Origin of the sequence: Kosakonia cowanii JCM 10956 = DSM 18146 (assembly GCF_001975225.1) — a bacterium.
GTDB lineage: Bacteria > Pseudomonadota > Gammaproteobacteria > Enterobacterales > Enterobacteriaceae > Kosakonia > Kosakonia cowanii.
Genome location: NZ_CP019445.1, coordinates 2527982 through 2554231 on the forward strand (window position 1 = coordinate 2527982; position 26250 = coordinate 2554231).

Sequence of the window (26250 nt, forward strand, 5' to 3'; positions counted from 1 at the left end):
ATAATGATAATCGGTCTCAAATTGTTTCTTATTGTTCTTATTTGATGTTGTTACGGATGATCTTCGCCCGTGCGGCGAGATATTACATTGAGGGTTGTTTGCATGCGATTTTCCCCTTTCTATGGCGCGCTTACTCTGGTCATCGCGTCGCCGCTTTATGCGCAGGATGCGACAAGCAGTGAAGAAGACGTGGTTGTAACGGCTACGCGTACCGACGGCTCGCGCAATGACTCCCCGCAGGTGATCAAAGTGATCACTGAAAAGGAGATTGCCCAACAGCGCCAGCTCACCTCCGATACCTCGCAGATCTTAAGTAACCTGCTGCCGTCGTTTTCGCCGTCGCGGCAGAAGATGTCCGGCAGCGGTGAGACCCTGCGCGGGCGTACGCCGCTGGTGATGATTGACGGTATTCCGCAATCCAACCCCCTGCGCCCGACCGGGCGTGAAATGCACACCGTCGATGCCTCCATGATTGAGCGCATTGAGGTGATCAAAGGGGCTAACACCAGTAACGGCGTGGGCGCGACGGGTGGGGTGATCAACATCATCACTAAACGGGCGAAGCCGGGCACCGCCAACCAGCATTTCAGCATCGAAACCACCACGCCGACCTCTGAACTTAATCACGATACCCTGGCCTACAAAACCAACTACAGCATCAATGGCAGCGAGGAGTATCTCGACTACCTCTTCGCCCTCAGCTATGAAGATCAGGGGTTGTTCAAAGATGCGAATAATCACGCCATTGGCGTGGATAACACCCAGGGTGATTTGATGGACTCCCGTGCGTGGGATCTGCTGGCGAAAGTAGGTTACTGGCTCGATAACGACCAGCGTGTGCAGTTAAGCCTTAACCGCTACCGACTGAAAAATAAAGATAATTATATCAGCGTCACCGGCGATCGCGACGCGGGCAGGTTGACCACCTCACGCAAAGGCACGCCGGAAGGCACCGCGCCGCATAACGATGTCTGGACCGTGGGCACCACCTACGACAACTACAATCTCGCCGGGATGAAGCTGACTGCGCTGGCCTACTATCAGCGCTACGAAGCGCTGTTCGGTGCCACCAACTCCTCCTCCTTCCAGGACCCGCAGATTGCGCCAATTGGTACGCTCTACGATCAGAGCCGCGCGTATACCGATAAGTACGGCAGCAAAATCGCCCTGACAAAAGATGATATCTGGGACGATCGCATTAAGGCGACGGTGGGCTTCGACACGCTGTTTGATAACTCGAAACAGGATCTGTGGAGCACCGGGCGCACCTATGTGCCGGAGATCAACTACACCGATCTCTCGCCTTTCCTGCAACTTGAGTACGCGCCGGTGGAGTCGGTCAAACTGAGCGGCGGCATTCGCTACGAGTATGCGCGCCTGAAGATCGACAGCTACCAGACGGTGTGGGCCAACGATCGCGTTACGGTCGAAGGGGGCACGCCGTCGTTCGATGAAACCCTCTACAACGCCGGAATTGTCTGGACGCCGGTCACGCCGCTGAGCCTGTTTGCCAGCTACAGCGAAGGCTTTACCGTGCCGGATGTTGGCCGCGTGCTGCGCGGCATCGACACGCCGGGGGTGAAGCTGAGTGATTACAACAGCCTGCAACCGATCATTACCAAAAACAGTGAAGTCGGCTTCCGCGTCCAGCAGGCGCCGTTCGATTTTGAGGCCAGCTACTACAAATCGACCTCTAAACTGGGCAGCCGCGTCGAGTTGCAAAACGACGCCTTTGTTGCGCGGCGTGAAAAGACCGAGATCGATGGCGTTGAAGTGAGCGCGGGCTACGCGCCGAACGCTGACCACAAGCTGACGCTGGCGTGGTCGCATATGCGCGGCCGCTACGACAGCGATGATAACGGCAGCCTTGATGCCAAACTCGACGGTCTTAATATCGCCCCGGATCGCATCATCGCCAGCTGGTCGGCGAACTGGAACACTGAACTGAGCACCTTCTTGCAGGCTAACTGGGCGCTGAGTAAGAAGTTCGACGACGAAGAGAAGGATTTCTCCGGCTATGGGATTGTCGATGCGGCGGTGGGCTACAAGCTGCCTTATGGTCAGCTGAGCCTTGGCATCTCTAACCTGCTCAACAAGCAGTACGTCACCTATTACTCGCAAAGCGCCTCGGTCGATCCGGATCGCTACTTCGCCGGGCGGGGCCGCACGGCCACACTCGGTTACAGCCTCAACTTCTGATGGTCGCCGCTCCCCTCGCGGGAGCAGCAAAGTAACGGATGAATAGCCTGAATATCTCACTCTCCCGGCGGCGCGGCCTGCAAGCGATGCTGCTCTATGGCATCGCCCCTGGCCTGTTTGCCGCACCGCCAGCCTTGCCGCGCGCCATCTCACTCTTTCAGGGGGCGACGGACAGCCTGGCAGCGCTCGGCGTGACGCCCTGCGGCATGGTGGAGTCATGGGCGGAAAAGCCGGTCTACCGCTACCTGCGCCCGCGCTTCTCAAACGTGCCGCAACTCGGGCTGGAGACGCAGCCGCAGCTGGAAAAGATGGTGCTGCTGAAGCCCGATATCATCTTCGCCTCGCGTTTTCGCCACCAGGATGTCGCGCCGCTGATGGCGAAAATCGCCCCGGTGGCGCTGCTCGATGATGTGTTTGAGTTTAAAAAAACGCTCAGCGTGGTTGGCGACAGGCTCGGTCTTGCCGACAGTGCCAACGCGCTGCTGCACCAGTGGCAGCGCCGGGTGGTGACGCTGCGCGGGCGCATTGCGCAGCACTTTGCCGCACCGCCGACGGTGTCGGTTATCGAAGTGCGCCCCGATCATATTCGCAGCTATGTCGCCGCCAGCTTTCCCGGCTCGGTGATGAGCGAACTGGGTTTTGGCTGGAACAGCGCCGCGCAGCAGGCGCGCAGCACCTCGCTGCGCTTTTCAAGCTTCGAGAATATCCCGCTGCTTAATGCCGATCTCTTCTTCATTTTGCTGCGCACAGAGAGCGCGGCGATTATGCGCCACTATCAGGCGCTGACCGCGCACCCGCTCTGGCAACAGCTGCGGGCGGTGAAGGCGCAGCGGCTGTGGACGGTGGACAGCGTGCCGTGGAGTTTGTCCGGCGGCATTCTTGGCGCCAATCACATGCTTGATGATGTCGACGCCGCGCTGCGCGGGGAGGGGGCATGAAGGGGCGCTTTCTGCTCTGCTTTGCGCTGCTGCTGGTGATGGCGGCACTCAGCGTAATGGTCGGAACACAAATTTATACGCCGGGCGAGATTGCGCGCGCGCTGTGGCAGCCGGATGCCACTCTCGCGCGTGATGTGATTATTCATACCTCGCGCTTACCGCGCACGCTGTTGGCAGCGGCCGTCGGCGCTTTCCTTGCGGTGGCGGGGGCGCTGATGCAGGCACTAACACGTAATCCGCTCGCATCGCCTGGGCTGTTTGGCGTCAATGCCGGTGCGGCGCTGCTGATTGTGCTGGCGGGTGCGCTGTTCAGCATTGGCGAGGCGTGGGTCACGCTGCTGCTGGCATTTACCGGCGCGTGCATCACCGGGTCGCTGGTGTGGTTTGCCAGCCAGAGAAGCAGCGGTCAGCTTAACCCGCTGCGGCTGGTGCTGGCGGGCGTGGCGATCACCGCCCTGTGCAACGCTTTTACCCAGGCGATCCTGGTGATGGATCAGGAGAGCCTCGACACCATGCTCTTCTGGCTGGCAGGGAGCCTTGCGGGCAACGATCTTGCACATCTCTACCCGATGCTGCTGCCGGGCGGGCTGCTGCTGATTGTCGCCATGCTCTGCGGCGGGCAGATGGGAGTGCTCAACGCAGGTGAAGAGATTGCCCGCGGGCTGGGGCAGAACATCGCCCGAGTGCGCCTGCTGGCCAGCGTGCTGGTGGTCGGGCTGGCGGGCTGCGCGGTGGCGCTGGCGGGCAATATCGGCTTTGTCGGGCTGATTGTGCCGCACATCGCCCGGCAACTTTTCGGCAGTGATGTGCGTACCTTGCTCCCTGCCTGTGCGCTGCTGGGGGCGTTGCTGCTGCTGGCGGCGGATATCGCCGCGCGGGTGGTGATCCTGCCGCAGGAAGTGCCGGTCGGGGTGATGACCGCACTGCTAGGCGCACCCTTTTTTATCCTGCTGGCGCAGCGCCGGGGGCAGCATGCCGGATAGCCAACTCTTTCGCTGCGGCGCGTATGCCCGGCTCTACTCGCGCCGCCAGTTGCTGATGCTGGCGAGCTGCACGCTGATCGCCGCGCTGATTGTACTTATTGCGCTGAGCGTCGGCGATGTGCCGATCCCGCTGCTGCACACCCTTCGCTTACTGGTGCTGACTGATAACAGCGCAGAGCATTTTATTCTGCATGAGCTGCGTCTGCCGCGCGTGGCGCTGGCGCTGCTGGCGGGCGGCGGGCTGGGGCTTGCCGGGTTGATTTTGCAAACCCTTGTGCGCAACCCGCTCGCCTCGCCGGACACCCTTGGCGTCACGGCAGGCGCCAGTGCCGGTGCGCTGCTGTGGCTCACCTTTTTTAGTCTGCGTTATGGCAGCGCGGGCATGCCTTATGCCGCAATGGCTGGTGCGGCCTGCGCCGTCGGGCTGATCTTTCTGTTAAGCGCGCGGCGCGGGTTAACGCCGCTGCGCATGATTTTGACCGGGGTTGGCGTCTCGGCGCTGGCGGGCGCGGTGGTGACGCTGATCCTCGTATTCAGCCCGCTGACCACCACCTTTTCCGCGTGGGTGTGGCTGAGCGGCAGCGTCTATGCCGCCAGCTGGCCGAAGGTGCTGCACTTGCTTCTCTTCTACCTGTGGGCGATCCCGCTGCTGGTCGTTCTGCTGCGTTACCTGAAGGCGCTGCAGCTTGAGGATGCGCTGGCAACCGGGCTGGGGGTGCGGGTGAATGCTATTCGCCTCCTGCTGTTGCTGGCCTGCGTCGCGCTCTCCGGCAGCGCGGTGGCGCAGGTCGGGGCGATGGCCTTTGTCGGGCTGGTGGCACCGCATCTTGCTCGCCTGGTGGTGGCGCAGGGGATCTTCAGCCAGGCATATGTCGCGACGTGCAGCGGCGGCAGTATGGTGGTGGCCGCCGATCTGTTGGCGCGCACGCTGTTTCGCCCCGCCGATCTGCCCGCCGGGATCTTTGTCGCGCTGGCCGGCGCGCCGCTCTTTCTTTGGCTGCTGATAAGGCAGCGTTCGTAAGCAATGGGGAAATTGTGTCTCTGATAACGGAAAAACTGCGCGTCAGCTACGCGCAGCGGCAGGTGATCGACGGGCTCGATTTAACCCTGCCGACGGGCAAGGTTTCGGTGCTGATTGGCAGCAACGGCTGCGGCAAAAGCACGCTGTTAAAAGCGATGGCGCGCCTAATCACGCCGCAATCCGGTGCGGTCACTCTCGACGGAATGGATATTCACGCCAGCGCCAGCGCAAAAGTGGCGCGCAAGCTGGCGATTTTGCCGCAAACGCCGGTGGCACCGGAAGGCATCACCGTGCGCCAGCTGGTGAGCCTTGGGCGTTTTCCCTATCAAAACTGGCTGCGTCAGTGGTCCGTTGAGGACGATCATCATGTTGATGAAGCGCTGCGCTTAACCGCGACCACGGCGTTGCAGCACCGCCCGGTTGAAGCGCTCTCCGGCGGTCAGCGCCAGCGGGTGTGGATTGCAATGACATTAGCGCAGGCTACCGATACGCTGCTGCTCGATGAGCCAACCACCTGGCTCGATCTGGCGCACCAGGTAGAGATCCTCGAACTGCTGCGCGATCTCAACCGACGGCAGGGCAAAACTATCATTATGGTGCTGCACGATCTCAATCTCGCCTGCCGCTACGCCGATCACCTGGTCGCTATCCGCGAAGGGCGGGTTGTTGCCGAGGGTGCGCCGCAGCAGATCATGACCGAAGCGTTAGTGAGCCACGTCTTTAACCTGCGCTGTCGCATCATTGACGATCCCTTTTTCCATACGCCGATGTGCATTCCTTTTCCGGGTGAACACCATGCTGAACCCTGACGAACTCGCCTACCTGCGTAAGGCGTTTCGCCTGCGCGCGCTGGAGGAGGCCGATGCACGCAGCGTGGTGAGCGGCGAGATGCTTAATGCCGACATTTGTGCTGACGTGCTTGATACGATCATGCCGCTTATTGGCGCACCGGATCGCGCCATCGCCGCGTCGCTGCTGACCAAGCGGCTCTCATTTCTGCTGACCGGGAATGTGCTCTATGGGATGAGTGTGTTTGATAAAGGGCTGCATCTCTCTCTAGACGCCAGCCGTCTGGAGTATGCCCATGACAACGGTTTGTGGACCTCGTCACTCCCCGCAGCGCTTACCGTTACCGGCTATGCGCCCGGCGCGCGTGAAGCGTGGCGCGAAAAGGTGGTCGGCGGGCTGTTTCGTGATTTTATCGCCCCGATCTGGCAGCGCCTTTCAGCGGTGAGCGGCCTGCCTGCGCAAATCCTCTGGGAGAACTGCGCGGTGCGCGTCTACTCGCTCTACGAAGGGCGCATGGAGGGGCTGAGTGAGGCGCAGGCCGCGCGTCAGCAGGCGGATTTCGCCTGGCTGATTGCTGAGGCCGACCCGGCGCTGTTTGGCCTTGGCTGGAACCCGCTTAAGCGTTTTCGCCGCCCGGCGCAGCGCAATGGCGCTGGCGAGGCGGTGCGTTTTCGCCGCACCTGCTGCTTCTACTACAAAGCCTCACAGCCGGTGGAGTATTGCCTCAACTGCCCGCTCTGCCGGGTTAAGTAGGTGACAGGGCGGGCAGCGGTGATTATGGTAAAGCTTCCTGATCAATCGCCAACGGTCACGCCGTGAAACAGACATTTGCACTCGATTTCTCCTACCGCGCGTTGATTCCCTACGCCCATGACTACCGACACGGTGAGCATGAGCCGTGGCATTCGCACCCCTGCGACCAGCTGATCCACACCCTGAGCGGTGTCATCCGCGTGGAGACGGAGCAGGGGATCTGGATCGTGCCGCCCGGACGCGGGGTGTGGATCCCGGCGCAGGTGGTGCACACGCTCTTTATTGAGGGCGATGTGCAGGCGCGCGGGGTGTTTGTCGAGCCGCTGGCGAGGGCCGATTTACCGGTGGTGTGCCAGGTGGTGCGCGTCAACGATCTGCTGCGCGCCCTGATGGTCGAGGCGCTGCGGCTGGAGGAGAGTTACCAGCCCGGCAGCCGCGCCGAGCGTATCTATGAGCTGATTCTGGATGAGATCCGGCTGATGAATACGCTGCCGTTTTGCCTGCCGGAACCGACTTCGGCGCGCTTAAAACCGCTGTGTGACGCGATACGGCAAACGCCGACGCAGGCGTGGACGCTGGAGCACGCCGCGCGCCAGGTGAATATGAGCGGGCGCACGCTCGCGCGCCACTTCTACCAGCAGACCGGGTTGCAGTTTAGCGAGTGGGTGCGCCGCGCGCGGTTGCTGATCGCCCTGACGCGGCTGGCGCACGGCGAGTCGGTGACGCAGGTGGCGCTGGAGTGCGGCTATGCCACCCCCAGCGCCTTTAGCGCCATGTTTCGCCGGGTGATGGGCGTGCCGCCCGGCGACTACTTTACCCAGTGATAAAGGGCTGCGCGGCGTTAAGCACCGCCTGTAGTGAGGCGCGGGTGATATCGCTGTCGATACTGACGCCCCATGCGCGCTCGCCCCGCGCGTTGGTACAGCAGACATAGGCCACCGAGCGGCTGTCGCTGTGCTTGCCGAGGGTGTGTTCGTGGTAGCTCTCAATATTGATCTCAACGCGCAGGCTGCGACAGAGCGCGGTTAACGCCGCCGAGAGAAAACCGTTGCCCGTCGCATCCAGCTTCAGCGTCTCGTTATGCCAGCGGATCTCCGCGTGCAGAGTGGTGCGCTGCCCCGGCTGGTTGGTGCAGACATACTCAATCAACGCCAGCGGCGGCTGATCCACCAGGCCATAGGTCTGGCGAAACAGATTCCAGATCGCCATTTGCGACATCTCTTTGCCCGCGCTGTCCGCCGCCCGCTGCACATGCCCGCTAAACTCCTGCTGAAGCTTGCGCGGCAGTGTCAGGCCGTGGTTCTGCTCCAGCAGCCAGGCCGCACCGCTCTTGCCCGACTGGCTGTTAACGCGGATAACCGCTTCGTAGCTACAGCCGATATCCGCCGGATCGAGCGACAGATAGGGCACTTGCCAGACGTCCGCCGGGCTGGTTTGCCGCGCGGCAAACCCTTTCTTAATCGCGTCCTGATGCGAGCCGGAAAAGGCGGTAAAGACCAGCTCACCGGCGTACGGGTGGCGCGGCGCAACCGGCAACTGGTTACACTCCTCGACCACCTCCACCACCTTTTTCATCTGGCTAAACTCAAGGCCCGGCGCAATACCCTGGGTGTAGAGATTGAGCGCCAGCGTCACCAGATCGGCATTACCTGTGCGCTCGCCGTTGCCAAACAGGCAGCCTTCAACCCGCTCTGCGCCTGCCAGCAGCGCCAGCTCGGCGCTGGCAATACCGGTGCCGCGATCGTTATGGGTATGCACGCTGATGCACACCTGCTCACGGCGCGAGAAGTGGCGGCAGAAGTGCTCAATCTGGTCGGCATAGACATTGGGCATGCTCACTTCCACGGTGGCCGGCAGGTTGATGATCATCGGCCGCGTGGAATCTGGCTGCCAGACATCGGCCACCGCTTCGCAAATCGCCAGCGCGAACTCCGCTTCGGTAAAGCAGAAGGTTTCCGGTGAATACTGGAACACCCACTGCGTTTCGGGTGCGGCTTCGCACTGCGTGCGGATTTGTCGCGCCGCATTGACCGCCAGCGCGACAATCTCCTCTTTGCTCTGGCGAAAAACCTGCTCGCGGAACACCGGCGCGGTGGCGTTGTAGAGGTGCACCGTCGCGCGGCGCGCGCCCTGTAAGGATTCGAAGGTGCGGCGAATCAGATCGTCACGCGCCTGGGTTAACACCTGAATAGTGACATCTTCAGGGATGCGCTGCTCCTCGATCAGCTGGCGCACAAAGTTAAAGTCCGTTTGCGAGGCGGAAGGGAAGGCGACCTCAATCTCTTTAAAACCGCACTCCAGCAGTAAATCCCAGAATTTCAGTTTGCGCGCCGCGTCCATCGGCTCGGCGAGGGCCTGGTTGCCGTCGCGTAAATCCGTCGACAGCCAGCGCGGCGCGTGAGTCAGCGTGTTATCCGGCCAGCGGCGATCGCGCAGCGGCAAAGGGGCATGGGGGTGATATTTATCAGCAGGGTTAGTTAACATTTTCGGCTCTCCACAGGGTGTGGTTTTAGTTTCCACACCGCAGCGGTTGCGCGCGCCCGTGCAGCTGACAATCTGTTGCGTAAAAGTGACAACCCGCAGGGAAATGATGACCTGATAAGGCACGGTGCATTGCCCGATGGCGCTGCGCTTATCGGGCCTACGGGAGGCGTATGTCGAATAGTGCGTAGGCCGGATAAGGCGTTAGCCGCCATCCGGCAATAACGCGCACTTACGCCTGCACCCGGTCGCCCACCACCGGCGGCGTCTGCGGTGCATTGGCATTGCCAACATGCCGATACTTATCCAGCAGATGGATTTGAATGCGGCGCAGCATATCGCCATTGAGTTTGTAGAAGCGAAAGTAGACCAGCAGCGAGATGACGAAGAAGCAGGCGGGGAGCGCCAGCATAATCAGCTGCATGCCCATTAAGGTGCTGGCGGACTGCGCCACGTTCGGCACATAACCAATTACCCCGAGCACCACGGCGATAAAGTAAGCCGCAAAGGCGGCGCCCGCTTTCACCACCAGCGTCTGCACCGAGTAGGCGATGCTTTCACAGCGCACATTGAGTTTGTATTCGCCGTAATCGACGGTGTCGGCAACCATAATCACCTGTAACACCCAGAAGAAGGCTTTGCCGATGCTGAACAGCACGCCCGCCAGCAAAATCACCCATGCGTGAGTCTGGCCCAGCAGCGCCATCCACAGCAGCACGCCGCCGCTGATAATTGGCAGCACCGACGCCCCCGCCCAGAGTACGCGGCGCGAGAAGAGTTTTACCAGCTTCGGGAAGAGCATCAGGATCAGCAGGTTCGCGACGCCCGCATAGGACATGTAGTAGGGGAAGAGGTCGACATCGCCAATCACATAGGTGAAGTAGTAGATCGCAAAGCCTTCAATGACGTTAGCGGCGGTGTTGTAGGCCAGCGCCATCACCAGCAGGCAGGCGAGCTGATCGTTCTTAATAATCAGTTGCAGCATCGCTTTCAGGTTCATTGGCGCGCTCTGTTCGCCGCCCTGTTTATCAGAGGAGTAGACCTCATGCACGTTGCGAAGAGTGACGATGGTCGAGAGGATAAAAAAGGCGATCAGCACCAGCGTCAGCATCTGGAAGCCAAACCCGCGATCCGCTCCGCCAACGGCGTTCACAAACGGCAGCGCGATCCCTGCGGTGACAAACCCGGCGAGGCTGGCGAAAAAACGCGGGTAGGGCACCAGTTGTTCGCGCTCGCGTTTATCCAGAGTGATGGTCGGCACCAGCGACCAGAACGGCACATCCATAATTGTGTAGGTGAAACCCCACAGCAGATAGGTCGCCCACACCCACACCAGCTGCGTGGTGCCGGTAAAGTGGTGGGCGCTGAAGAGCATATAGAGCACCAGCGAGTTGGTCAGCGTGCCGACTAAAATCCACGGCTTGAACTTGCCCCAGCGCGTGCGGGTGCAGTCGACTATCCAGCCCATGATCGGGTCGGCCAGCGCGTCGAGAATACGCGCCACCAGAAAGAGCGTACCGACCATGCCGACCGACAGGCCGACAATATCGGTGTAGTAATACATCAAGTACATGTAGACGATGCCGATCGCAAAATCCTTACCAAATGCACCAAATCCGTAGCTGAGCTTTGTTGTGATTGAAATACTCATAGGGTACCGATTGCCTCTTTCAGTGTCGGAAGGGTTGCAAAACCGCCGGGCGCGCGGCCCGGCGAATGCGTTAGCGATGCAGCCACGCGGGCAGCCACTCGCCGTGGCTTGCGATCAGGTCATCCACCAGCGCATAGATTTCATCGATACCAAGCACCGCCGCGGTGTGCGGATCCATCAGCGCGGCGTAATAGACATAATCCCGGTTCTCGGTCAGCACCGCTTCGGTGAGCAGCGTCTGCACATTGATGTTGGTCTGCATCATCGCTGCAAGATGGGCGGGCAGCTTGCCAGCTTTGGTTGGCTGAATGCCGTTGGCATCGACCAGGCACGGCACTTCGACACAGCACCCGTCCGGCAGGTTGTCGATCAGGCCATCGTTACGCACGTTGCCATAGATTACGCTCGGCTCGCCGGTCCAGATGGCGTTCATAATGGTGCTGGCATACTCCCGCGAGGCTTTCACCTCAATGCGATCGGCGGTTTTGTACTCCGCCAGCTCCTTCTGCCAGGTTTCCAGCTGTTCCACGCAGCGTTTCGGGTACTCATCGAGCGGCACCTGGTAGCGTTCAAGTAAATCCTCGCGTCCCGGCTTGATAAACCACGGCGTATATTCAGCAAAGTGTTCCGAGGATTCGGTAACGAAGTAGCCGAGCTTTTTGAACATCTCATAGCGCACAATGTTCTGGCAGCGCGGGTTGCCGTGCATGTTTGGCTTCGGCGCGCGTTTCTCGGCATAGGCCTGCAACAATTCGGGATAGATGCTGACATAGTTACCGTCCGGCTGCTTTTTCTCCAGCGACAGGTAAAAGGCCATATGGTTGATCCCGGCGCAGCGGTAGCGCAACGAGGCCGGGTCGAGATCGAGATCGCGCGCCAGCTCTTCCGCGGTGCCCTGCACCGAGTGACACAGCCCAACCTGTTTGATATGCGGGTAGCGGGCATAGATCGCCCAGGTGTTCATCGCCATCGGGTTGACGTAGTTCAACAGCGTAGCGTTCGGGCAGACGTCGGTCATATCCTCACAAATCTGCCACAGGTGAGGGATGGTGCGCAGGGCGCGCATGATGCCGCCGGGGCCGAGGGTGTCGGCGATGGTCTGCTCAAGACCGTGGCGCTTACACACTTCAAAATCGGTGACGGTGCAGGGTTCGTAGCCGCCAATCTGGAACGCGACGACCACAAAATCGGCCTCTTTTAACGCCGTTTTTTGATCCGTATGGCAAGTGATGTTCCCGTAAGCGCCGACCGAATCCATCAGTTTGCGCACCACGATGTGCGACTCCTCAAGGCGCGTGGCGTCAATATCCATCAGCGCTACCTGCGCGTTTTTCAGTGCCGGACGCTGGAACACGTCGCCGAGAATGTTTTTGACAAACACCGTTGAACCGGCGCCGATAAAAGTGATTTTTGGTGCAGACATGAACCTTTCTCCCAGATGTGGTTGTACGTTCTGAGCGTGGCACGGCAGGCCTGCGCCATCTGCCTTCTTCCCGGCGGGAGATTCCCGAAAACTCAGATCGCGTAATGCGCCGCGCGCGATCTGAGTTTCCGGGAGAAAATGGGCGCTTAAGCAGAGTTAATGGCAACGGCTTTCACTAAACTAGGGCAGGTGAGGGCGCGGTGAAGCGCGAAAGTGATGATGCGGGAAGGATCGATGGCAAAAGAACTTATCAGAGCAGATATGTGCAGCGGGGATGAGAAAACCACGCGCGGCCCGCTGTCGCTCTACTCCGAATACCAGCGCATGGAGATTGAGCTGCGCGCGCCGCTGGCGATGCCCGCCAGCCACTGGCATGGCCAGGTGGAAGTAAATGTGCCGTTTGATGGCGACGTCGAGTACCTGATCAATAACGAAGTGGTGCGCATTAAGCAGGGGTATATCACCCTGTTCTGGGCCTGTACCCCGCACCAGCTAACGCGCCCCGGCGACTGTACGCAGATGGCGATTTTCAACCTGCCGATGCACCTGTTTCTCTCCTGGCCGCTGGATCGTGAACTGATCAACCACGTCACCCACGGCATGGTGATCAAATCCCTCGCCGCCCAGCAGCTAAGCGCGTTTGAAGTGCAGCGCTGGCAGCATGAACTCAACAGCGACAACGAGCAGTTGCGCCAGCTGGCGATTGAGGAGATCGCCCTGATGCTTAAGCGCTTTAGCCTCTCCGGCTGGCAGCCGATCCTCGTTAATAAAACCTCGCGCACCCATAAAAATAGCGTCTCGCGCCATGCGCAGTTTTACGTCAGTCAGATGCTGGAGTTTATTGCGGTCAATTACGATCAGGTGCTGACGATTAACGCCATCGCCGAGCATGTGAAGCTCAATCCCAACTATGCGATGGGCATTTTTCAGCGCGTGATGCAGCTGACCATGAAGCAATACATCACCGCCATGCGCATCAACCACGTTCGAGCATTGCTGAGCGATACCGATAAAACCATTCTTGATATCGCGCTCACCGCCGGGTTCGGCTCCAGCAGCCGTTTTTACAGCACCTTTCAGAAGTATGTCGGCATGCCGCCGCAGAAATACCGCAAGCTCAGCCAGCTGCGACGCCAGCAGCATGCGGGGTAAAAAGCGTTTATCCCCACTAAGGGATATTGATAGGGATATCCCTTAGTGGGGATAATGGCAACGTTGACAATATCCCCTCCAGGGTATAAAAGGCTTTTTATCCCTTACTGCGGATAATCTGCGAAAAACGAGAAGCCTATGACCACGCCAGCGATCTACAGCCCGGTACAACTTGCCAATGCCATGAAGCTTATTCGGCAGAAAAATGGCTGGACGCAAAATGATCTGGCCCAACGGATTGGTATCAAGCAGGCCACGATCTCGAACTTCGAAAATAACCCCGATAAAACCACGCTGACGACCCTGTTTAAAATTCTCCAGTCCCTTGAGATGTCGTTAATTTTGCAAGAGAAAAAGGAAGCAGGCGTCGATAACCTCCATCAACAGGATCTGGACTGGTAATGCGCAAGTTAAGTACATGGATGAACAACGAACGTGTCGGCGAGTTGACGAAGCAAAGTAACGGCGCGCATACCTTCAAATATGATGAGGGCTGGCTGCAAAGCGCACGCGCACGGCCTCTCTCGTTATCATTACCACTACAGTTTGGTGCCATCACCTCAGACGCCGTCTTTAACTACTTTGATAATCTGCTCCCCGATAACCCGCGTGTCCGCGATCGCATCGTGAAGCGTTATCACGCTGCTTCTAAACAACCTTTTGATCTGCTGGCAGAGATTGGCAGAGACAGCGTTGGCGCGGTGACATTACTGCCTCCTGAGGAGGAGAGTGCTTCCCGGGCATTAAGCTGGACAACGCTTGATGGGCCGAGGCTGGAAAAAGTGCTGACCGCCTATCAGGCTGATATTCCGCTGGGCATGATTGAGGATGAAGATGATTTCAGGATTTCAGTTGCGGGCGCGCAGGAGAAAACAGCGCTGTTAAAAATAGAAGATGCATGGTGCATTCCAAAAGGCATGACCCCCACAACCCACATCATTAAGTTACCGATTGGCGAAATTCGCCAGCCGAATGCGACGCTGGATTTAAGCGAGAGCGTCGATAACGAATTCTTTTGCTTAGCGCTGGCCAGGGCGTTGGGTTTTGCCGTGCCGGAAGCGGAAATTGTTCGCGCGGGCGCGATCCGGGCGCTGGCCGTTGAGCGCTTCGACAGACGCTGGAACGCGGATAAAAACGTTCTGCTTCGGTTACCGCAAGACGATGTTTGTCAGGCGCTGGGGCTGCCCTCTTCCCTGAAGTATGAAGCGGATAACGGTCCGGGGATTGCAAGAATTATGTCGTTGCTGTCCGGTTCGCGTGACGCGCTAAAAGATCGTCATGATTTTATGAAGTTTCAGGTTTTTCAGTGGCTGATGGGCGCGACAGACGGGCATGCAAAAAACTTCTCCCTCTTTATTTATGCCGGAGGAAGCTACAGCCTTACGCCTTTCTACGACATAATTTCGGCGTTTCCTCTACTCGGCGGCACGGGGTTACATATGAGTGACCTGAAACTGGCCATGAGCCTGAAAGCGACGAAAGGCCGGAAAATGGCTATTGATAAAATCTTGCCGCGTCACTTTCTGGCAACGTCCAAAGAGGTCAATTTCCCCCAGCAATACATGGAGGAGATCCTGCACTCTTTCGCGGAAAACCTGCCGACAGCCCTTGAGCGAGCAAGGCACTCTCTGCCGGAAGATTTTTCATCGCGCGTAGAAAAAGCGATATCGACAAATGTGCTCAGGTTACATGCAAGGCTGGTTAAACATCTTTAATTGGCTGTGCGCTCAGGCGACCGGGACACATTGCCCGATGGCGCTGCGCTTATCGGGCCTACGGAATGCGCTGGCTATGTAGGCCGGATAAGGCGTTAGCCGCCATCCGGCAATGGCTTTCAGGTTACAGCCTGAAGGCGTTCACATCGTTCAATAGTTTGCCGGCCTGGTGGCTGAGGGAGTTGGCGGCGGTGGCCATCTCTTCCACCATCGCAGCGTTTTGTTGCAGGTTGCCTTCCATCTGGCTGACGGCGACGTTGACCTGCTCAATGCCGTAGCTCTGCTCGGTGGATGAGTTATTCACCTGGTTTATCAGCACCGTGGTTTCATCCACCGCGCCGAGGGCTTCGTTCATGCGCGTGGTGACATTGGCGGCGTAATTTACCCCCTGGCCGACATTCTTAATCGCTTCATCAATCAGACCACGAATATCGCGCGCCGCAACGGATGAGCGCTGTGACAGCGAGCGCACTTCGCCTGCCACCACCGCAAAACCTTTGCCCTGCTCACCCGCGCGGGCGGCTTCAACGGCGGCGTTCAGTGCCAGGATATTGGTCTGGAAAGCAATCCCATCAATGATGTCTGTAATTTCTGAAATCTTCGCGGAAGAAGCCGAAATATCATCAATCGATTTTTGCAGCGAACTGAGTTCGCGGTGGCTCTCGTTGACCATCGTCTGCACGCGGCCGATATAGGTATTCGCCTCTTTGGCGTTATCCATATTGTGTTTCACCGTTACCGACAGCTCATTCATGCTGGCTGCGGTCTGCTCCAGTGACGATGCCTGAGACTCGGTGCGCGAAGAGAGATCATCATTGCTTTTGGCGATCTCGCTGGCGGCGGTATCCACTTCGTTACTGGCATCTTTTACGCTGGCTAATACGTGGCGGATTTTATCCATCAGCGCGTTAAAACTTGCTGCCGTCGCGCCGAGTTCATCGTTATTATCCAGCGCCACTTTATGGGTTAAATCGAGAGAGCGGCTGATTAATCCCATGCTCTCCTGCAAACTTTTTAAGCCCTTACTTAAGTAGCGCAGAATAACCGAGGCGAAGACCGCGACCAGCGCAACCAGAAAGACAATCGTGCCCACTAACAGCCAGAAAGTATTGATATATTGCGTATGGTTATTTTCGGCATACTCTTTCGCAATACTGTAATTATGTGCCAGCATCTCTTTTAAACCGGCACTTAATGCCACTGATGCATTGGCGGTAGCACCGCCGTCAGAGACCATCAGACGCGCCGCTTCTATTCCCTGGTTATGGTAGGTATCAGACATAGCCTCGGTTTTTTGCACATAATCATCAAAAATATCACGCGTCTTTTTCAGTAATTGACCGTCAATTTTATCGCTGACCAGATTGGCCTGGTACTCATCAAAGATCTGGCGAGTTTTATTTAACTCATCTTTCGCCTGCGCCATATGTTTGGTAAACACCGCTTCATCGGTCACCAGCAGCGACATCAGGATTTGGCGTCTTGCTTCTTCGCGGTGCTGCACCGCTTCGCTCAGCTTGCTGATGCTCGGCAGACTATTTGACACAACATAGTCAAAACGGTTTTGCGCATTATCTAATGCCCTGATGCTTAATCCGCCCAGCACAAGCATCGCAATAAAGGTGATAGCAAAAACAATAATTAATTTTCTTAAAATAGTCATAACGGCCTCAGGTGCAATCCATATCCAACGCGGATGCTATTTTTATCGGCGACTAAAGTGAAACCTTCAGCCAGAACATTATAAAAAGAGAGGTCTTTTAAGCCTTTTTTGATCTGGACACGGATTGCGGAGGAATAATGATTAAATACAAAGGGTAGTGATGGATAATAAAAGGTAAAAGCCACTTTATATAATATATTTTTGATTCTTTAGATGGTGTTTTAAATATATTCTACATCCATTCATGAAAAAAAGGAGTATTAGTGTAGTGCTGGTGAAATATTAATGAGTAACACTTAATAGTAAAAGTGCGAGACTTTCATCGCGGTGCTCGTTTTGCGGGCCTGTCGTGTTCATATTCTACGTGTTTACTCTATGCTGAATTATCCTGTTTCAGGATAGATAAGTAAGACATGGATTTTCAAACTAATGAGATTTTCAGAGAGTAAATCTATGGCATCTCTCTACTCAGACGAGTACCAACGCCTGATCGCGGCACTTAAGCAAGCGCGTAAAGCGCGGGGCATCACGCAGATGCAGCTTGCTGAGGCGCTCGGGCGACCACAATCCTTTATCGCCAAAATCGAGAGCGGCGAGAGGAGGCTGGATGTGGTGGAGTTTGTGCATCTGGCGAGGCTGGTAGGGCTGGCGGTGGAAAACGTACTCAAAGAAATTCAGTAGAGCGTATAACCGTTTTTAAGATTAAAGGCTCCCTGCGGAGCCTTTTTTGTTTACGCCAATCTTGGATACCCGTCCGCAATCGCATCACCGGTAAATTGCGCGATCCAACCCTCGGGGTTATCAAAAATCCTGATCGCCGTGAAGTTCGGTTCTGAACCCATATCAAACCAGTGCGGTGTGCCGGCGGGCACGGAGATAAGGTCGTTCTTCTCGCACAGCACCTGGTAGACTTCGTTGCCGATATGCAGGCAGAAGAGCCCGGCGCCTTCAACGAAGAAACGCACTTCATCTTCGCCGTGGGTGTGTTCGCTGAGGAATTTGCTGCGCAGCGCCTCTTTTTGCGGGTTGTCGGCGCGCAGGCTGATCACGTCCCAGCTCTGGTAGCCTTTCTCCTCCACCAGCTTGTCGATAGCGTGCTGATAGGCGTTGATCACTGTTTCCGGCGTTGGGTTAGCGCCCAAATCGCGGTCGGCCTGCCAGCGCTCAAAGCGCACCTCTTTCGCATTCAACTTCTGCTGAATCTCTGTGGCGTCGGTGCTGTGCCATACCGGCGTGCTGGCATCGGTGTCGGTGTAAATCGTCAGTGCGCTCATGAGGGGATCTGCTCCGGCTTAATGGTGCTGAATGAGTTAACCTGGTGATGATGGCTGGCTGCGTCATCATCATCACGAATCAGTTGCGTGGTGCGAAAACCGGCCTCTTCGGCAGCGTCCAGCTCCTGATGAATGTCGGAGAGGAAGAGAATAGACGAGGGCGGTAGCGCAAGCTGTGCGGCGATATTGCGATAGGACTGCACTTCGCGCTTCGCACCGACCAGCGTGTCGAAATAGCCGCTGAAGAGATGAGTAATATCACCTTCGTCGCTGTAGCCAAATAACAGTTTTTGCGCAGCAACGGAGCCAGAGGAATATACATAGAGATCAATGCCCTGCGCTTTCCAGTTCTCCAGCGCGGGCAGCACGTCGGGGTAGAGGTGGCCGGTAAAATCGCTGTTCACGTAGCCATCGCGCCAGATAATGCCCTGCAATGCTTTCAACGCCGTCGATTTGCGGTCTTCATCCATAAACGCAAACAGCACCTCGATAAGCTCAGCGCTGGTGGCGTTCGGCTGCGCAATCTCTTCCCGCAGATTATCAAGAATGGTGCTGACCGGTTCCTGATACTGTTGCGCAGTGACAAAACCTGCCAGCCGCTCGCGGGCGTAGGGGAAGAGAACGTTGTGCACAAAGCGGATATCGCTGGTGGTGCCTTCTATATCGGTGACAATCGCGCGGATCATAATCTCTCCAGCAGTCGGCGCTGCAATTCGCATTCAAATAAAAACTCCAGCCCTTCGAGGTGACGGCGCGCTTCGGCGACGTCGCGCCCCCAGCAGGTTAACCCGTGGCCGCGCAGCAGAAAACCATAACGTAACGGGTTTGATTCGGCATAAGCGGCGATGCGCCCGGCGAGCGCGTCGATATCCTGATCGTTATCGAAAATGGCAATCGGCACGCTATCGAGGTGCGTCTGCTGCCCGCTGAGGGATTTTTGCATCTCATACCCGCTCAGTTGCAGCGCGGCGCTTTTCTCCACCCGCGACAGCACGGTGGCGTTGACGGTGTGGACATGCAGCACTGCGTTAGCGTCAGGGTAGAGGCGGTAAATCAGGGTGTGGAGACCGGTCTCGGCGGAGGGTTTGCGCCCGGATGGCGCATGGTTGTCGGCGATGGAAACCTGCAAAAAATCCTCCGGCGTCAGACTGCCTTTATCTTTTCCGGACTCGCTCAGCCAGCACCATTCGGCACTTTGGCGCAGGGACATATTACCGCCCGTCGCGGGTGCCCACCCTTTGGCGCCGATCCAGTGGCAGGCAGAAACAAGTTGCTGGAGTTGCAGGTTGTCAGTCATCGCGTTTCCTTATCAGGAATATCGTTGTGATATAGACGTCTAAGCGTCTTGATTGCCAAATACTAGCATCGTGTTATAGTGGCGGCAACTTGAGTCTCGACAGCAGGCACGAAAAGATGCGCAATAACCCTTTGATTCCTGAGAGTAAACTCCCCGCTTTAGGCACCACTATCTTCACGCAAATGAGCGCGCTCGCCCAGCAGCATCAGGCGATTAATCTTTCACAAGGCTTCCCGGATTTTGACGGCCCGCGCTATTTGCAGGAGCGGCTGGCGTATCACGTTGCGCAGGGGGCAAATCAATATGCGCCGATGACCGGCGTGCAGGCATTGCGCGAAGCAATTGCCGAGAAAACGGCGGCGCTTTATGGCCATCAGCCAGACGTGAACAGCGACATTACCGTCACCGCCGGGGCGACGGAAGCGCTCTATGCGGCGATCACCGCGCTGGTGCGCGAGGGCGATGAGGTTATCTGTTTCGATCCGAGTTACGACAGCTACGCGCCTGCGGTTGAGCTTTCCGGCGGGGTGCTGAAGCGCATTGCCCTGCAACCGCCGCACTTTCGCGTTGACTGGCAGGCTTTTACCGCGCTGCTTAGCGATCGCACCCGGCTGGTGATTGTTAATACGCCGCATAACCCGTCGGCGACGGTGTGGCAGGAGGCCGATTTTGCCGCGCTGTGGCAGGCGATTGCCGATCGGGAGATCTATGTGCTGAGCGATGAAGTCTACGAGCATATCTGCTTTGCCGACGGCGGCCATGCCAGCGTGCTGAAGCATCCGCAGCTGCGCGAGCGCGCCGTTGCCGTGTCGTCGTTTGGCAAAACCTACCATATGACCGGCTGGAAAGTGGGGTACTGCATTGCGCCCGCCGCCATCAGCGCCGAGCTGCGCAAGGTGCACCAGTACTTAACCTTTTCGGTGAACACCCCGGCGCAGCTGGCGCTGGCTGATATGCTGCGCGCCGAGCCGCAACACTACCGCGAGTTGCCGGCGTTTTACCGCGCGCGCCGCGATGTGCTGGTCAATGCATTACGCGAGAGCAAGCTGGAGATTTTGCCCTGCGAAGGAACCTACTTTTTGCTGGCGGATTACAGCGCCATCTCCGATCTCGATGATGTCGCGTTTTGCCAGTGGCTGACGAAAGAGGTGGGTGTGGCGGCTATTCCGCTGTCGGTGTTCTGCGCCGATCCCTTCCCGCATAAGCTGATTCGCCTCTGCTTTGCGAAACAGGAATCGACGCTGCTGGCGGCGGCAGAGCGACTCTGCACGCTGTAACGGCTTACTTCTCGCCCATAATCGTTTTGAGCTTTTCTGCATCCGGCAGGCCGACCGCCTGCTGGAGTACATTCTCTTCATTCATATAGTAGATAGCGGGCGTGGCGTTGGCCCCGAGATCGTCCATGATTTTCTGATTGAGATTGAGCGAGCGCATGATCGCCGGCGGGATAGTTTTCGGCAGCGCCAGCGTCATTTTGCCGTTCGACTGCTCATACTCATGCCAGCTTTTGGCCGGATCTTTCGCGCTGAGGATCGCCGCCGCCGCCGCCGGGCTTTCCGGTTTGATTACGCCGACCATCAAGGTGCGGATCTGCACCTTGCCGGACTCCACCCACGGGCGCGCCTGCTGCCAGAACTGTTTGCAGTAGGGGCAGTAAGGGTCGGCAAAGACGTACACCACGCGCGGCGCGGTTTTTTGCCCGTCGAGGATCCAGTCTGCTTTCTCCATCCGCTGCCAGAGTTCGCGCCCGGCCGGGCCATAAAGCTCCTGATTGAACAGCTTTTCGCTAAGATTGGTGCCCGCTTCGTCATACATGTAGCCAGAGATGGCGTGTTTACCGTCTGGCGTGACGTAGATGGTGACGCCCATCTCCTGATATTTACCCAGATAACCCTTCATGCCGCCCGGCGCGTCAAAGGATTTAATGATGGTAATGCCTTGCTTTTCAATGGCTTTAACCGGCGCGGGCAGATCTTCGGCGTGCAGGGTCAGCGGCAGCAGGGTGAGCATTAACAGGCGCTTGAGCATAAAAATCCTTATCAATTCAGTGGGTAAAGGTAAGAAAGGCTAAACCTATCACAGCCATAGGCAAGAGACAGGGAATAATGATTGTCGAACTCCCAGGGGAGTGGTGTAATCAACCCTGTTTGCCGTCGACAGATGGCAGGCGTATCGCACAGCCAGCGCGCTGGCGCTGAAGTCACCCACGGGTATTTCAGATATTGAGGCCACCCGTACCGGTGGCCTTTTTACTTTTGGCTAATGTCTGTTCACAGAGTTGTTCGTTGGCGTTTGTTAGCTAACGCTTATTGATTTGATAATGCAAACGCATTAGCCGTCGTAAGCAAAGTTCGTTAACTTATGCCCCAACGAAAACACGGAGGAAGTATAGATGTCCTTAATTAACACCAAGATCAAACCTTTCAAAAACCAGGCGTTCAAAAACGGTGAATTCATCGAAGTAACCGAGAAAGATACCGAAGGCCGCTGGAGCGTCTTCTTCTTCTACCCGGCTGACTTCACCTTCGTATGCCCGACCGAACTGGGTGACGTGGCTGACCACTACGAAGAACTGCAGAAACTGGGCGTTGACGTTTACTCTGTTTCCACCGATACCCACTTCACGCACAAAGCATGGCACAGCAGCTCTGACACCATCGCGAAAATCAAATACACGATGATCGGCGACCCGACTGGTGCCCTGACCCGTAACTTCGAAATCATGCGTGAAGATGAAGGTCTGGCAGACCGCGGTACTTTCATCGTTGACCCGCAGGGCATCATCCAGGCTATCGAAGTGACCGCTGAAGGCATCGGCCGTGACGCATCTGACCTGCTGCGTAAAATCAAAGCGGCTCAGTATGTTGCTTCTCACCCAGGCGAAGTGTGCCCGGCTAAGTGGAAAGAAGGCGAAGCGACCCTGGCTCCGTCCCTGGACCTGGTTGGCAAAATCTAAATTTCCGGCGGCGCAAAGTCTCTCCCGGTCTGCAAAACGTAGGCCGGGTAAACGTAGCGCCACCCGGCGTAAAACGGGTGCAATGCACCCGTTTTTCTTCCACACACCATGATTCAAGTTGCATCCAGGCGGCTCCAATGAGGCAGCTTGCATGATGATGTTTTAAGAGAAGGATACCGACATGCTCGACACTACAATGAAAACCCAGCTCAAGGCTTATCTTGAGAAACTGACCAAGCCTGTTGAGTTGATCGCGACGCTGGATGACAGCGCAAAATCTAATGAGATCAAAGAGCTGCTGGGCGAAATCGCCGAGCTCTCTGACAAAGTGACCTTTAAAGAGGACAACACCCTGGCGGTGCGTAAGCCCTCTTTCCTGATCACCAACCCAGGCTCGCACACTGGCCCGCGCTTTGCTGGCTCTCCGCTGGGGCATGAATTTACTTCGCTGGTGCTGGCGCTGCTGTGGACCGGCGGTCATCCGTCGAAAGAAGCGCAGGCGCTGCTGGAGCAGATCCGCGATATCGACGGCGACTTCGAGTTCGAGACTTACTACTCGCTCTCCTGCCACAACTGCCCGGACGTGGTACAGGCGCTGAACCTGATGTCGGTGCTGAACCCGCGCATCAAGCACACGGCGATTGACGGCGGCACCTTCCAGAACGAAATCACCGATCGCAACGTGATGGGCGTTCCGGCGGTCTACGTTAACGGTCAGGAGTTTGGTCAGGGTCGTATGACGCTGACAGAGATCGTGGCGAAAATTGATACCGGCGCGGAAAAACGTGCGGCGGAAGAGCTGAACAAACGTGACGCTTACGATGTGCTGATTGTCGGCTCCGGCCCGGCGGGCGCAGCGGCCTCTGTTTATTCTGCCCGTAAAGGCATTCGTACCGGTCTGATGGGCGAACGCTTCGGCGGCCAGGTGCTGGATACCGTTGATATCGAAAACTACATCTCCGTGCCGAAAACCGAAGGCCAGCAGTTCGCGGGCGCACTGAAAGCGCACGTTGCGGATTATGATGTTGACGTGATCGACAGCCAGAGCGCCAGCAAGCTGGTTCCGGCGTCGGTTGAAGGCGGCCTGCATCAGATTGAAACCGCGTCTGGCGCGGTGCTGAAAGCGCGTACCGTGATCATTGCGACCGGTGCGAAGTGGCGCAACATGAATGTGCCGGGCGAAGATCAGTATCGCACCAAGGGCGTGACCTACTGCCCGCACTGCGACGGCCCGCTGTTTAAAGGCAAGCGCGTGGCGGTGATCGGCGGCGGTAACTCCGGCGTGGAAGCGGCTATCGATCTGGCCGGGATTGTTGAACATGTGACGCTGCTGGAGTTTGCTCCGGAGATGAAAGCGGATCAGGTGTTGCAGGATAAAGTTCGCAGCCTGAAGAACGTTGATATCGTGCTGAATGCGCAGACCACCGAAGTAAAAGGCGACGGCACCAAAGTGACCGGCCTTGAGTACCGTGACCGCGTGAGCGGCGATGTGCATCAGGTTGCGCTGGCGGGGATCTTCGTTCAGATCGGTCTGCTGCCGAACACCACCTGGCTGGAAGGCGCGATTGAGCGCAACCGCATGGGCGAAATCATCATCGACGCCAAATGCGAAACCAGCGTGAAAGGCGTGTTCGCGGCGGGTGACTGCACCACGGTGCCGTACAAACAGATCATTATCGCTACCGGCGAAGGTGCCAAAGCGTCGCTGAGCGCGTTTGATTACCTGATCCGTACCAAAGCGTAAGCAAAAATAAGAGAGTAAGAGTCACCTGCATATAAAAAGCTGCCGCAAGGCAGCTTTTTTTTGCCCGGATGGAGCCGGTTTGCGGGTTGGGTGCCTCTTTTTTGCCGGATGGCGGCTGCGCCTTATCCGGCCTACAAAAGACCGCGATCCCCATAACAACAACGCGCACACCCCGTAGGCCGGATAAGCGCCAGCGCCATCCGGCAATAACGCGTACGATCCCGTAGGCCGGATAAGCGTTAGCGCCATCCGGCAATAAGCCGCTTCTACCGCACGACCAACACCGGAATATGCGCATGGCGCACCACGCTGGAGGCATTGGAGCCGAGCAGATGGGTGCTGATGGAGGGGTTGCGCGAGGCGATCACCACCATATCCGCACGCAGCTCTTCGCCAAGCTCATTGACCATATCGCGCACGCTGCCGAAGCGAACGTGGGTATGAATGCGCGAAGGATCGATGGAGAAATGGCTTCGCATACTCTCCAGGCGGGTTTGCGCCTCCTGGTGCAGATGCTCTTCGAAGCGGCGCAAATCGGCGGCGAAGCGGTGCAGGCTGAGGCTGGCAGAAGCGGGTAACACATGCAGCAGGTGAATAACACCTTCGCTCTGGGCGAGAAACTCGGCGTGACGGACGGCTTTATCACTTAACTCCATTTCGAAAATATCGACCGGCATAATGATTGTCTGATACATAAACGCGTCTCCCTGTGGGTTATGTCCCAGGAATTGAAGCACAAAGAGAGGGGGGATTTTGCTGCATGGGTGGCAAATCTGAACAATGGCGGGTGCCGGAAAGAGGATGCGGGCGCATCCTCTGCAAAACAAAGCAGGGCGGGGATCAGAGCATGAAATCGCCAGCGGCTTCGGGCTGGTAAAGCAGCTCCAGCACTTCAAGGTCGGTGGTGGTTCCCCCCGGCAACGTCCAGTGAATGGAATCACCAACACGTAAACCCAACAGCGCCGCGCCCACCGGGGCCAGTACCGACAGCTGCGTGGCGCTGTCTGTCATCTGCGCCGGGTAGACCAGCGTACGTACGCGGATTTCACCGCTTTTCAGCTCGCGGAATTTTACCGTGCTGTTCATCGTCACCACATCATGCGGCATCGCTTCTGGCGCGCACATATTGGCGCGATCCAACTCCTCATTCAGCGCATCCGCGACCGCAAGGCTGGCATGTGCAGGCTGCTCCAGCAAGCGGTCAAGGCGCTCAGCGTCTCGCTCATTAATGATAATGGCAGGTCTGGACATCTCTTACTCCGTGTCAGGTGATTGATCCAAAGAAAAACCCTCGCCGACGGGCAGCGAGGGTTTGTCTAAAGCTGATGATACTAACCCGGCCCCATGCTGTGAAGTGACCAGGCGCACATTTGCCTCAATTATGATTATTCCGCAGCGATCAGTAACCCGCGCTGTCGAGGATAAAGTGATCCCCGCAGTTGCCGGGGTGCGGCTGTGGCAGTAGCGAGCGGCCAGAGAGCGGCGCGTTAATCGCCTCGGCTTTGATAGCAACCTGCATCTCGGTCAAATAGGCCGGGTTACCGTTGCAGGTGAGTTTTACCGCTTTCACGCTCTGTTTCCCGTAGGCACTGGCGACCGCAGCATCAAAGGCGGCGCGGGTGACCGCTTTGCCGTAATTGTTGGCAAGAAATACCCCGAGCGGGCTGGTTTTGATCTCATGATTCAGACGCACCATCGCGCCAAAATAGTCATCGGGATCGAAGCCGAAACAGACGCCGTGCTTGGCATATTCATAACGCTCAAGGCAGGAGTTACCGCCGGAGCCGGGCATGGCGGCGTTGAGTTTATCTGCCATCTCCAGCGATAAACCGGTCTCTGCCGCCGCGCATTTCTGGCTGGTCTTCGCTTCCGGCATATTGGGGATCGGGCGCGTGGCGCAGCCAAAGCGCATCCAGCGGCGGTTATCGACGCCGCGCGCGGCGATCGATTTCGGCAGGCCCGGCCATAAACCGTGCACCGTCAAATTATCGGCTTTGTCGTCCGGGGATTTTTGCAGGCGGCACTCGTCAGGCTCGTCGCGCCCGTTGTCGTGCATGCTCTGGCAAAAACCGGTCTGCCAGGAGAGCGCCAGCACGTAGCGATCAAAATCGCCATACTGCTTCGGTTGCAGCGGTGCGGCATAGGCAGAAGTAAAGAGTAGCGCGGCAATGCCTGTGCTGATGAAGAGTCCCTTTTTAAACATTTCAGTTC

The 26250-nt window shown here is 57.4% G+C and carries 25 protein-coding genes; 14 read left to right on the forward strand and 11 right to left on the reverse strand.

Translation table 11 applies throughout. The features are described 5' to 3' along the window. Window positions 1-102: 102 nt before the first annotated feature. The 7 genes from BWI95_RS11870 (at window position 103) to BWI95_RS11900 (ending at window position 7507) form a co-directional block, all read left to right on the forward strand. Window positions 103-2199 carry a TonB-dependent receptor gene (locus BWI95_RS11870; RefSeq protein ID WP_054804111.1) on the forward strand — a complete coding sequence of 699 codons (2097 nt, stop codon included), beginning with the start codon at window positions 103-105 and terminating at the stop codon, window positions 2197-2199. 38 nt (window positions 2200-2237) lie between these two features. After that, window positions 2238-3137, forward strand: a complete 900-nt coding sequence (locus BWI95_RS11875; protein ID WP_076769534.1) for an ABC transporter substrate-binding protein — start codon at window positions 2238-2240, stop codon at window positions 3135-3137. Then, window positions 3134-4120 carry a FecCD family ABC transporter permease gene (locus tag BWI95_RS11880; RefSeq protein ID WP_076769535.1) on the forward strand — a complete coding sequence of 329 codons (987 nt, stop codon included), beginning with the start codon at window positions 3134-3136 and terminating at the stop codon, window positions 4118-4120. The genes BWI95_RS11875 and BWI95_RS11880 overlap by 4 nt, the downstream gene beginning before the upstream one ends. Then, the gene (locus BWI95_RS11885) at window positions 4110-5141 is read left to right on the forward strand and encodes a FecCD family ABC transporter permease (protein ID WP_076769536.1); all 1032 of its coding nucleotides are present in this window, start codon (window positions 4110-4112) and stop codon (window positions 5139-5141) included. Before BWI95_RS11880 ends, BWI95_RS11885 begins: the two co-directional genes overlap by 11 nt. Window positions 5142-5152: 11 nt before the next feature. Further along, window positions 5153-5950: an ABC transporter ATP-binding protein gene (locus tag BWI95_RS11890; protein ID WP_054804127.1), complete on the forward strand. Its 798-nt coding sequence runs from the start codon at window positions 5153-5155 to the stop codon at window positions 5948-5950. Then, window positions 5937-6683: an IucA/IucC family C-terminal-domain containing protein gene (locus BWI95_RS11895; protein WP_054804112.1), complete on the forward strand. Its 747-nt coding sequence runs from the start codon at window positions 5937-5939 to the stop codon at window positions 6681-6683. Before BWI95_RS11890 ends, BWI95_RS11895 begins: the two co-directional genes overlap by 14 nt. A gap of 62 nt (window positions 6684-6745) precedes the next feature. Next, window positions 6746-7507, forward strand: coding sequence for an AraC family transcriptional regulator (locus tag BWI95_RS11900; RefSeq protein ID WP_054804113.1), 762 nt, complete (start codon window positions 6746-6748; stop codon window positions 7505-7507). Here BWI95_RS11900 and leuA read toward each other — a convergent pair. The 3 genes from leuA to melA all read right to left on the reverse strand — a co-directional run bounded on the left by leuA (window position 7497) and on the right by melA (window position 12238). Then, a complete protein-coding gene (gene leuA, locus BWI95_RS11905) occupies window positions 7497-9167 on the reverse strand; it encodes a 2-isopropylmalate synthase (protein WP_054804128.1) in 1671 nt (556 codons plus the stop codon). The genes BWI95_RS11900 and leuA overlap by 11 nt on opposite strands. A gap of 229 nt (window positions 9168-9396) precedes the next feature. Continuing rightward, a complete protein-coding gene (melB, locus tag BWI95_RS11910) occupies window positions 9397-10815 on the reverse strand; it encodes a melibiose:sodium transporter MelB (protein ID WP_076769537.1) in 1419 nt (472 codons plus the stop codon). Window positions 10816-10885: 70 nt separating this feature from the next. Continuing rightward, complete coding sequence (gene melA / locus BWI95_RS11915) at window positions 10886-12238, reverse strand: alpha-glucosidase/alpha-galactosidase (protein ID WP_076769538.1); 1353 nt, start codon at window positions 12236-12238, stop codon at window positions 10886-10888. 234 nt (window positions 12239-12472) lie between these two features. Between melA and melR the strand changes: the two genes are divergently transcribed. The 3 genes from melR (at window position 12473) to BWI95_RS11930 (ending at window position 15105) form a co-directional block, all read left to right on the forward strand. Then, window positions 12473-13390, forward strand: a complete 918-nt coding sequence (gene melR, locus BWI95_RS11920) for a transcriptional regulator MelR (RefSeq protein ID WP_042715696.1) — start codon at window positions 12473-12475, stop codon at window positions 13388-13390. A 138-nt stretch (window positions 13391-13528) separates the two neighbouring features. Beyond that, window positions 13529-13792 (forward strand): type II toxin-antitoxin system antitoxin HipB, encoded by a 264-nt coding sequence (hipB, locus tag BWI95_RS11925; protein WP_023479979.1) that lies wholly within the window; start codon window positions 13529-13531, stop codon window positions 13790-13792. Then, window positions 13792-15105 (forward strand): type II toxin-antitoxin system HipA family toxin, encoded by a 1314-nt coding sequence (locus BWI95_RS11930; protein WP_076769539.1) that lies wholly within the window; start codon window positions 13792-13794, stop codon window positions 15103-15105. The genes hipB and BWI95_RS11930 overlap by 1 nt, the downstream gene beginning before the upstream one ends. Before the next feature lie 124 nt (window positions 15106-15229). Here the strand turns inward: BWI95_RS11930 and BWI95_RS11935 are convergent, their stop codons facing one another. Then, complete coding sequence (locus BWI95_RS11935) at window positions 15230-16768, reverse strand: methyl-accepting chemotaxis protein (protein ID WP_054804115.1); 1539 nt, start codon at window positions 16766-16768, stop codon at window positions 15230-15232. 453 nt (window positions 16769-17221) lie between these two features. Between BWI95_RS11935 and BWI95_RS11940 the strand changes: the two genes are divergently transcribed. Then, a complete protein-coding gene (locus BWI95_RS11940) occupies window positions 17222-17449 on the forward strand; it encodes a helix-turn-helix domain-containing protein (RefSeq protein WP_076770310.1) in 228 nt (75 codons plus the stop codon). A 50-nt stretch (window positions 17450-17499) separates the two neighbouring features. Here BWI95_RS11940 and BWI95_RS11945 read toward each other — a convergent pair whose 3' ends face one another. Genes BWI95_RS11945 through BWI95_RS11955 form a run of 3 tightly spaced genes read right to left on the reverse strand, consistent with a single transcriptional unit; the run spans window position 17500 to window position 19339 of the window. After that, window positions 17500-18042, reverse strand: coding sequence for a 1,2-dihydroxy-3-keto-5-methylthiopentene dioxygenase (locus BWI95_RS11945; protein ID WP_076769540.1), 543 nt, complete (start codon window positions 18040-18042; stop codon window positions 17500-17502). Then, window positions 18039-18728, reverse strand: a complete 690-nt coding sequence (mtnC, locus tag BWI95_RS11950; protein WP_054804116.1) for an acireductone synthase — start codon at window positions 18726-18728, stop codon at window positions 18039-18041. The genes BWI95_RS11945 and mtnC overlap by 4 nt, the downstream gene beginning before the upstream one ends. After that, window positions 18725-19339, reverse strand: coding sequence for a methylthioribulose 1-phosphate dehydratase (locus BWI95_RS11955; RefSeq protein ID WP_023479934.1), 615 nt, complete (start codon window positions 19337-19339; stop codon window positions 18725-18727). Before BWI95_RS11955 ends, mtnC begins: the two co-directional genes overlap by 4 nt. Before the next feature lie 116 nt (window positions 19340-19455). Here BWI95_RS11955 and BWI95_RS11960 point away from each other — a divergent pair, with 116 nt between their 5' ends. Continuing rightward, window positions 19456-20616, forward strand: a complete 1161-nt coding sequence (locus tag BWI95_RS11960; RefSeq protein WP_054804117.1) for a pyridoxal phosphate-dependent aminotransferase — start codon at window positions 19456-19458, stop codon at window positions 20614-20616. Window positions 20617-20620: 4 nt separating this feature from the next. Here the strand turns inward: BWI95_RS11960 and dsbG are convergent, their stop codons facing one another. Beyond that, window positions 20621-21367 (reverse strand): thiol:disulfide interchange protein DsbG, encoded by a 747-nt coding sequence (gene dsbG, locus BWI95_RS11965; protein ID WP_076769541.1) that lies wholly within the window; start codon window positions 21365-21367, stop codon window positions 20621-20623. A 364-nt stretch (window positions 21368-21731) separates the two neighbouring features. On the opposite strand from dsbG, the gene ahpC reads away from it, so the two are divergent. Beyond that, window positions 21732-22295 carry an alkyl hydroperoxide reductase subunit C gene (gene ahpC, locus BWI95_RS11970; RefSeq protein ID WP_042715710.1) on the forward strand — a complete coding sequence of 188 codons (564 nt, stop codon included), beginning with the start codon at window positions 21732-21734 and terminating at the stop codon, window positions 22293-22295. A gap of 181 nt (window positions 22296-22476) precedes the next feature. Beyond that, window positions 22477-24039 carry an alkyl hydroperoxide reductase subunit F gene (gene ahpF, locus BWI95_RS11975; RefSeq protein WP_023479972.1) on the forward strand — a complete coding sequence of 521 codons (1563 nt, stop codon included), beginning with the start codon at window positions 22477-22479 and terminating at the stop codon, window positions 24037-24039. 266 nt (window positions 24040-24305) lie between these two features. On the opposite strand, the gene uspG is transcribed toward ahpF, so the two are convergent. From uspG to rna, 3 genes are all read right to left on the reverse strand, one after another. Continuing rightward, a complete protein-coding gene (uspG, locus tag BWI95_RS11980) occupies window positions 24306-24734 on the reverse strand; it encodes a universal stress protein UspG (protein WP_054804118.1) in 429 nt (142 codons plus the stop codon). Between the two features lie 145 nt (window positions 24735-24879). After that, on the reverse strand, window positions 24880-25290 hold the full coding sequence (gene rnk, locus BWI95_RS11985; RefSeq protein ID WP_042715712.1) for a nucleoside diphosphate kinase regulator: 411 nt from the start codon (window positions 25288-25290) through the stop codon (window positions 24880-24882). Between the two features lie 148 nt (window positions 25291-25438). Next, complete coding sequence (gene rna, locus BWI95_RS11990; protein ID WP_054804119.1) at window positions 25439-26242, reverse strand: ribonuclease I; 804 nt, start codon at window positions 26240-26242, stop codon at window positions 25439-25441. Window positions 26243-26250: the final 8 nt, after the last annotated feature.

Bases quoted from the DNA above. Each gene is read 5' to 3' on its own strand.
- rnk (WP_042715712.1), bottom strand. From the start codon at position 25,290: ATGTCCAGACCTGCCATTATCATTAATGAGCGAGACGCTGAGCGCCTT.
- melA (WP_076769538.1), bottom strand. From the start codon at position 12,238: ATGTCTGCACCAAAAATCACTTTTATCGGCGCCGGTTCAACGGTGTTT.
- dsbG (WP_076769541.1), bottom strand. From the start codon at position 21,367: ATGCTCAAGCGCCTGTTAATGCTCACCCTGCTGCCGCTGACCCTGCAC.
- melB (WP_076769537.1), bottom strand. From the start codon at position 10,815: ATGAGTATTTCAATCACAACAAAGCTCAGCTACGGATTTGGTGCATTT.
- BWI95_RS11885 (WP_076769536.1), top strand. From the start codon at position 4,110: ATGCCGGATAGCCAACTCTTTCGCTGCGGCGCGTATGCCCGGCTCTAC.
- leuA (WP_054804128.1), bottom strand. From the start codon at position 9,167: ATGTTAACTAACCCTGCTGATAAATATCACCCCCATGCCCCTTTGCCG.
- BWI95_RS11880 (WP_076769535.1), top strand. From the start codon at position 3,134: ATGAAGGGGCGCTTTCTGCTCTGCTTTGCGCTGCTGCTGGTGATGGCG.
- mtnC (WP_054804116.1), bottom strand. From the start codon at position 18,728: ATGATCCGCGCGATTGTCACCGATATAGAAGGCACCACCAGCGATATC.
- uspG (WP_054804118.1), bottom strand. From the start codon at position 24,734: ATGTATCAGACAATCATTATGCCGGTCGATATTTTCGAAATGGAGTTA.
- BWI95_RS11875 (WP_076769534.1), top strand. From the start codon at position 2,238: ATGAATAGCCTGAATATCTCACTCTCCCGGCGGCGCGGCCTGCAAGCG.
- BWI95_RS11960 (WP_054804117.1), top strand. From the start codon at position 19,456: ATGCGCAATAACCCTTTGATTCCTGAGAGTAAACTCCCCGCTTTAGGC.
- ahpC (WP_042715710.1), top strand. From the start codon at position 21,732: ATGTCCTTAATTAACACCAAGATCAAACCTTTCAAAAACCAGGCGTTC.
- BWI95_RS11945 (WP_076769540.1), bottom strand. From the start codon at position 18,042: ATGAGCGCACTGACGATTTACACCGACACCGATGCCAGCACGCCGGTA.
- hipB (WP_023479979.1), top strand. From the start codon at position 13,529: ATGACCACGCCAGCGATCTACAGCCCGGTACAACTTGCCAATGCCATG.
- melR (WP_042715696.1), top strand. From the start codon at position 12,473: ATGGCAAAAGAACTTATCAGAGCAGATATGTGCAGCGGGGATGAGAAA.
- rna (WP_054804119.1), bottom strand. From the start codon at position 26,242: ATGTTTAAAAAGGGACTCTTCATCAGCACAGGCATTGCCGCGCTACTC.
- BWI95_RS11870 (WP_054804111.1), top strand. From the start codon at position 103: ATGCGATTTTCCCCTTTCTATGGCGCGCTTACTCTGGTCATCGCGTCG.
- BWI95_RS11930 (WP_076769539.1), top strand. From the start codon at position 13,792: ATGCGCAAGTTAAGTACATGGATGAACAACGAACGTGTCGGCGAGTTG.
- BWI95_RS11935 (WP_054804115.1), bottom strand. From the start codon at position 16,768: ATGACTATTTTAAGAAAATTAATTATTGTTTTTGCTATCACCTTTATT.
- BWI95_RS11955 (WP_023479934.1), bottom strand. From the start codon at position 19,339: ATGACTGACAACCTGCAACTCCAGCAACTTGTTTCTGCCTGCCACTGG.
- BWI95_RS11940 (WP_076770310.1), top strand. From the start codon at position 17,222: ATGGCATCTCTCTACTCAGACGAGTACCAACGCCTGATCGCGGCACTT.
- ahpF (WP_023479972.1), top strand. From the start codon at position 22,477: ATGCTCGACACTACAATGAAAACCCAGCTCAAGGCTTATCTTGAGAAA.
- BWI95_RS11895 (WP_054804112.1), top strand. From the start codon at position 5,937: ATGCTGAACCCTGACGAACTCGCCTACCTGCGTAAGGCGTTTCGCCTG.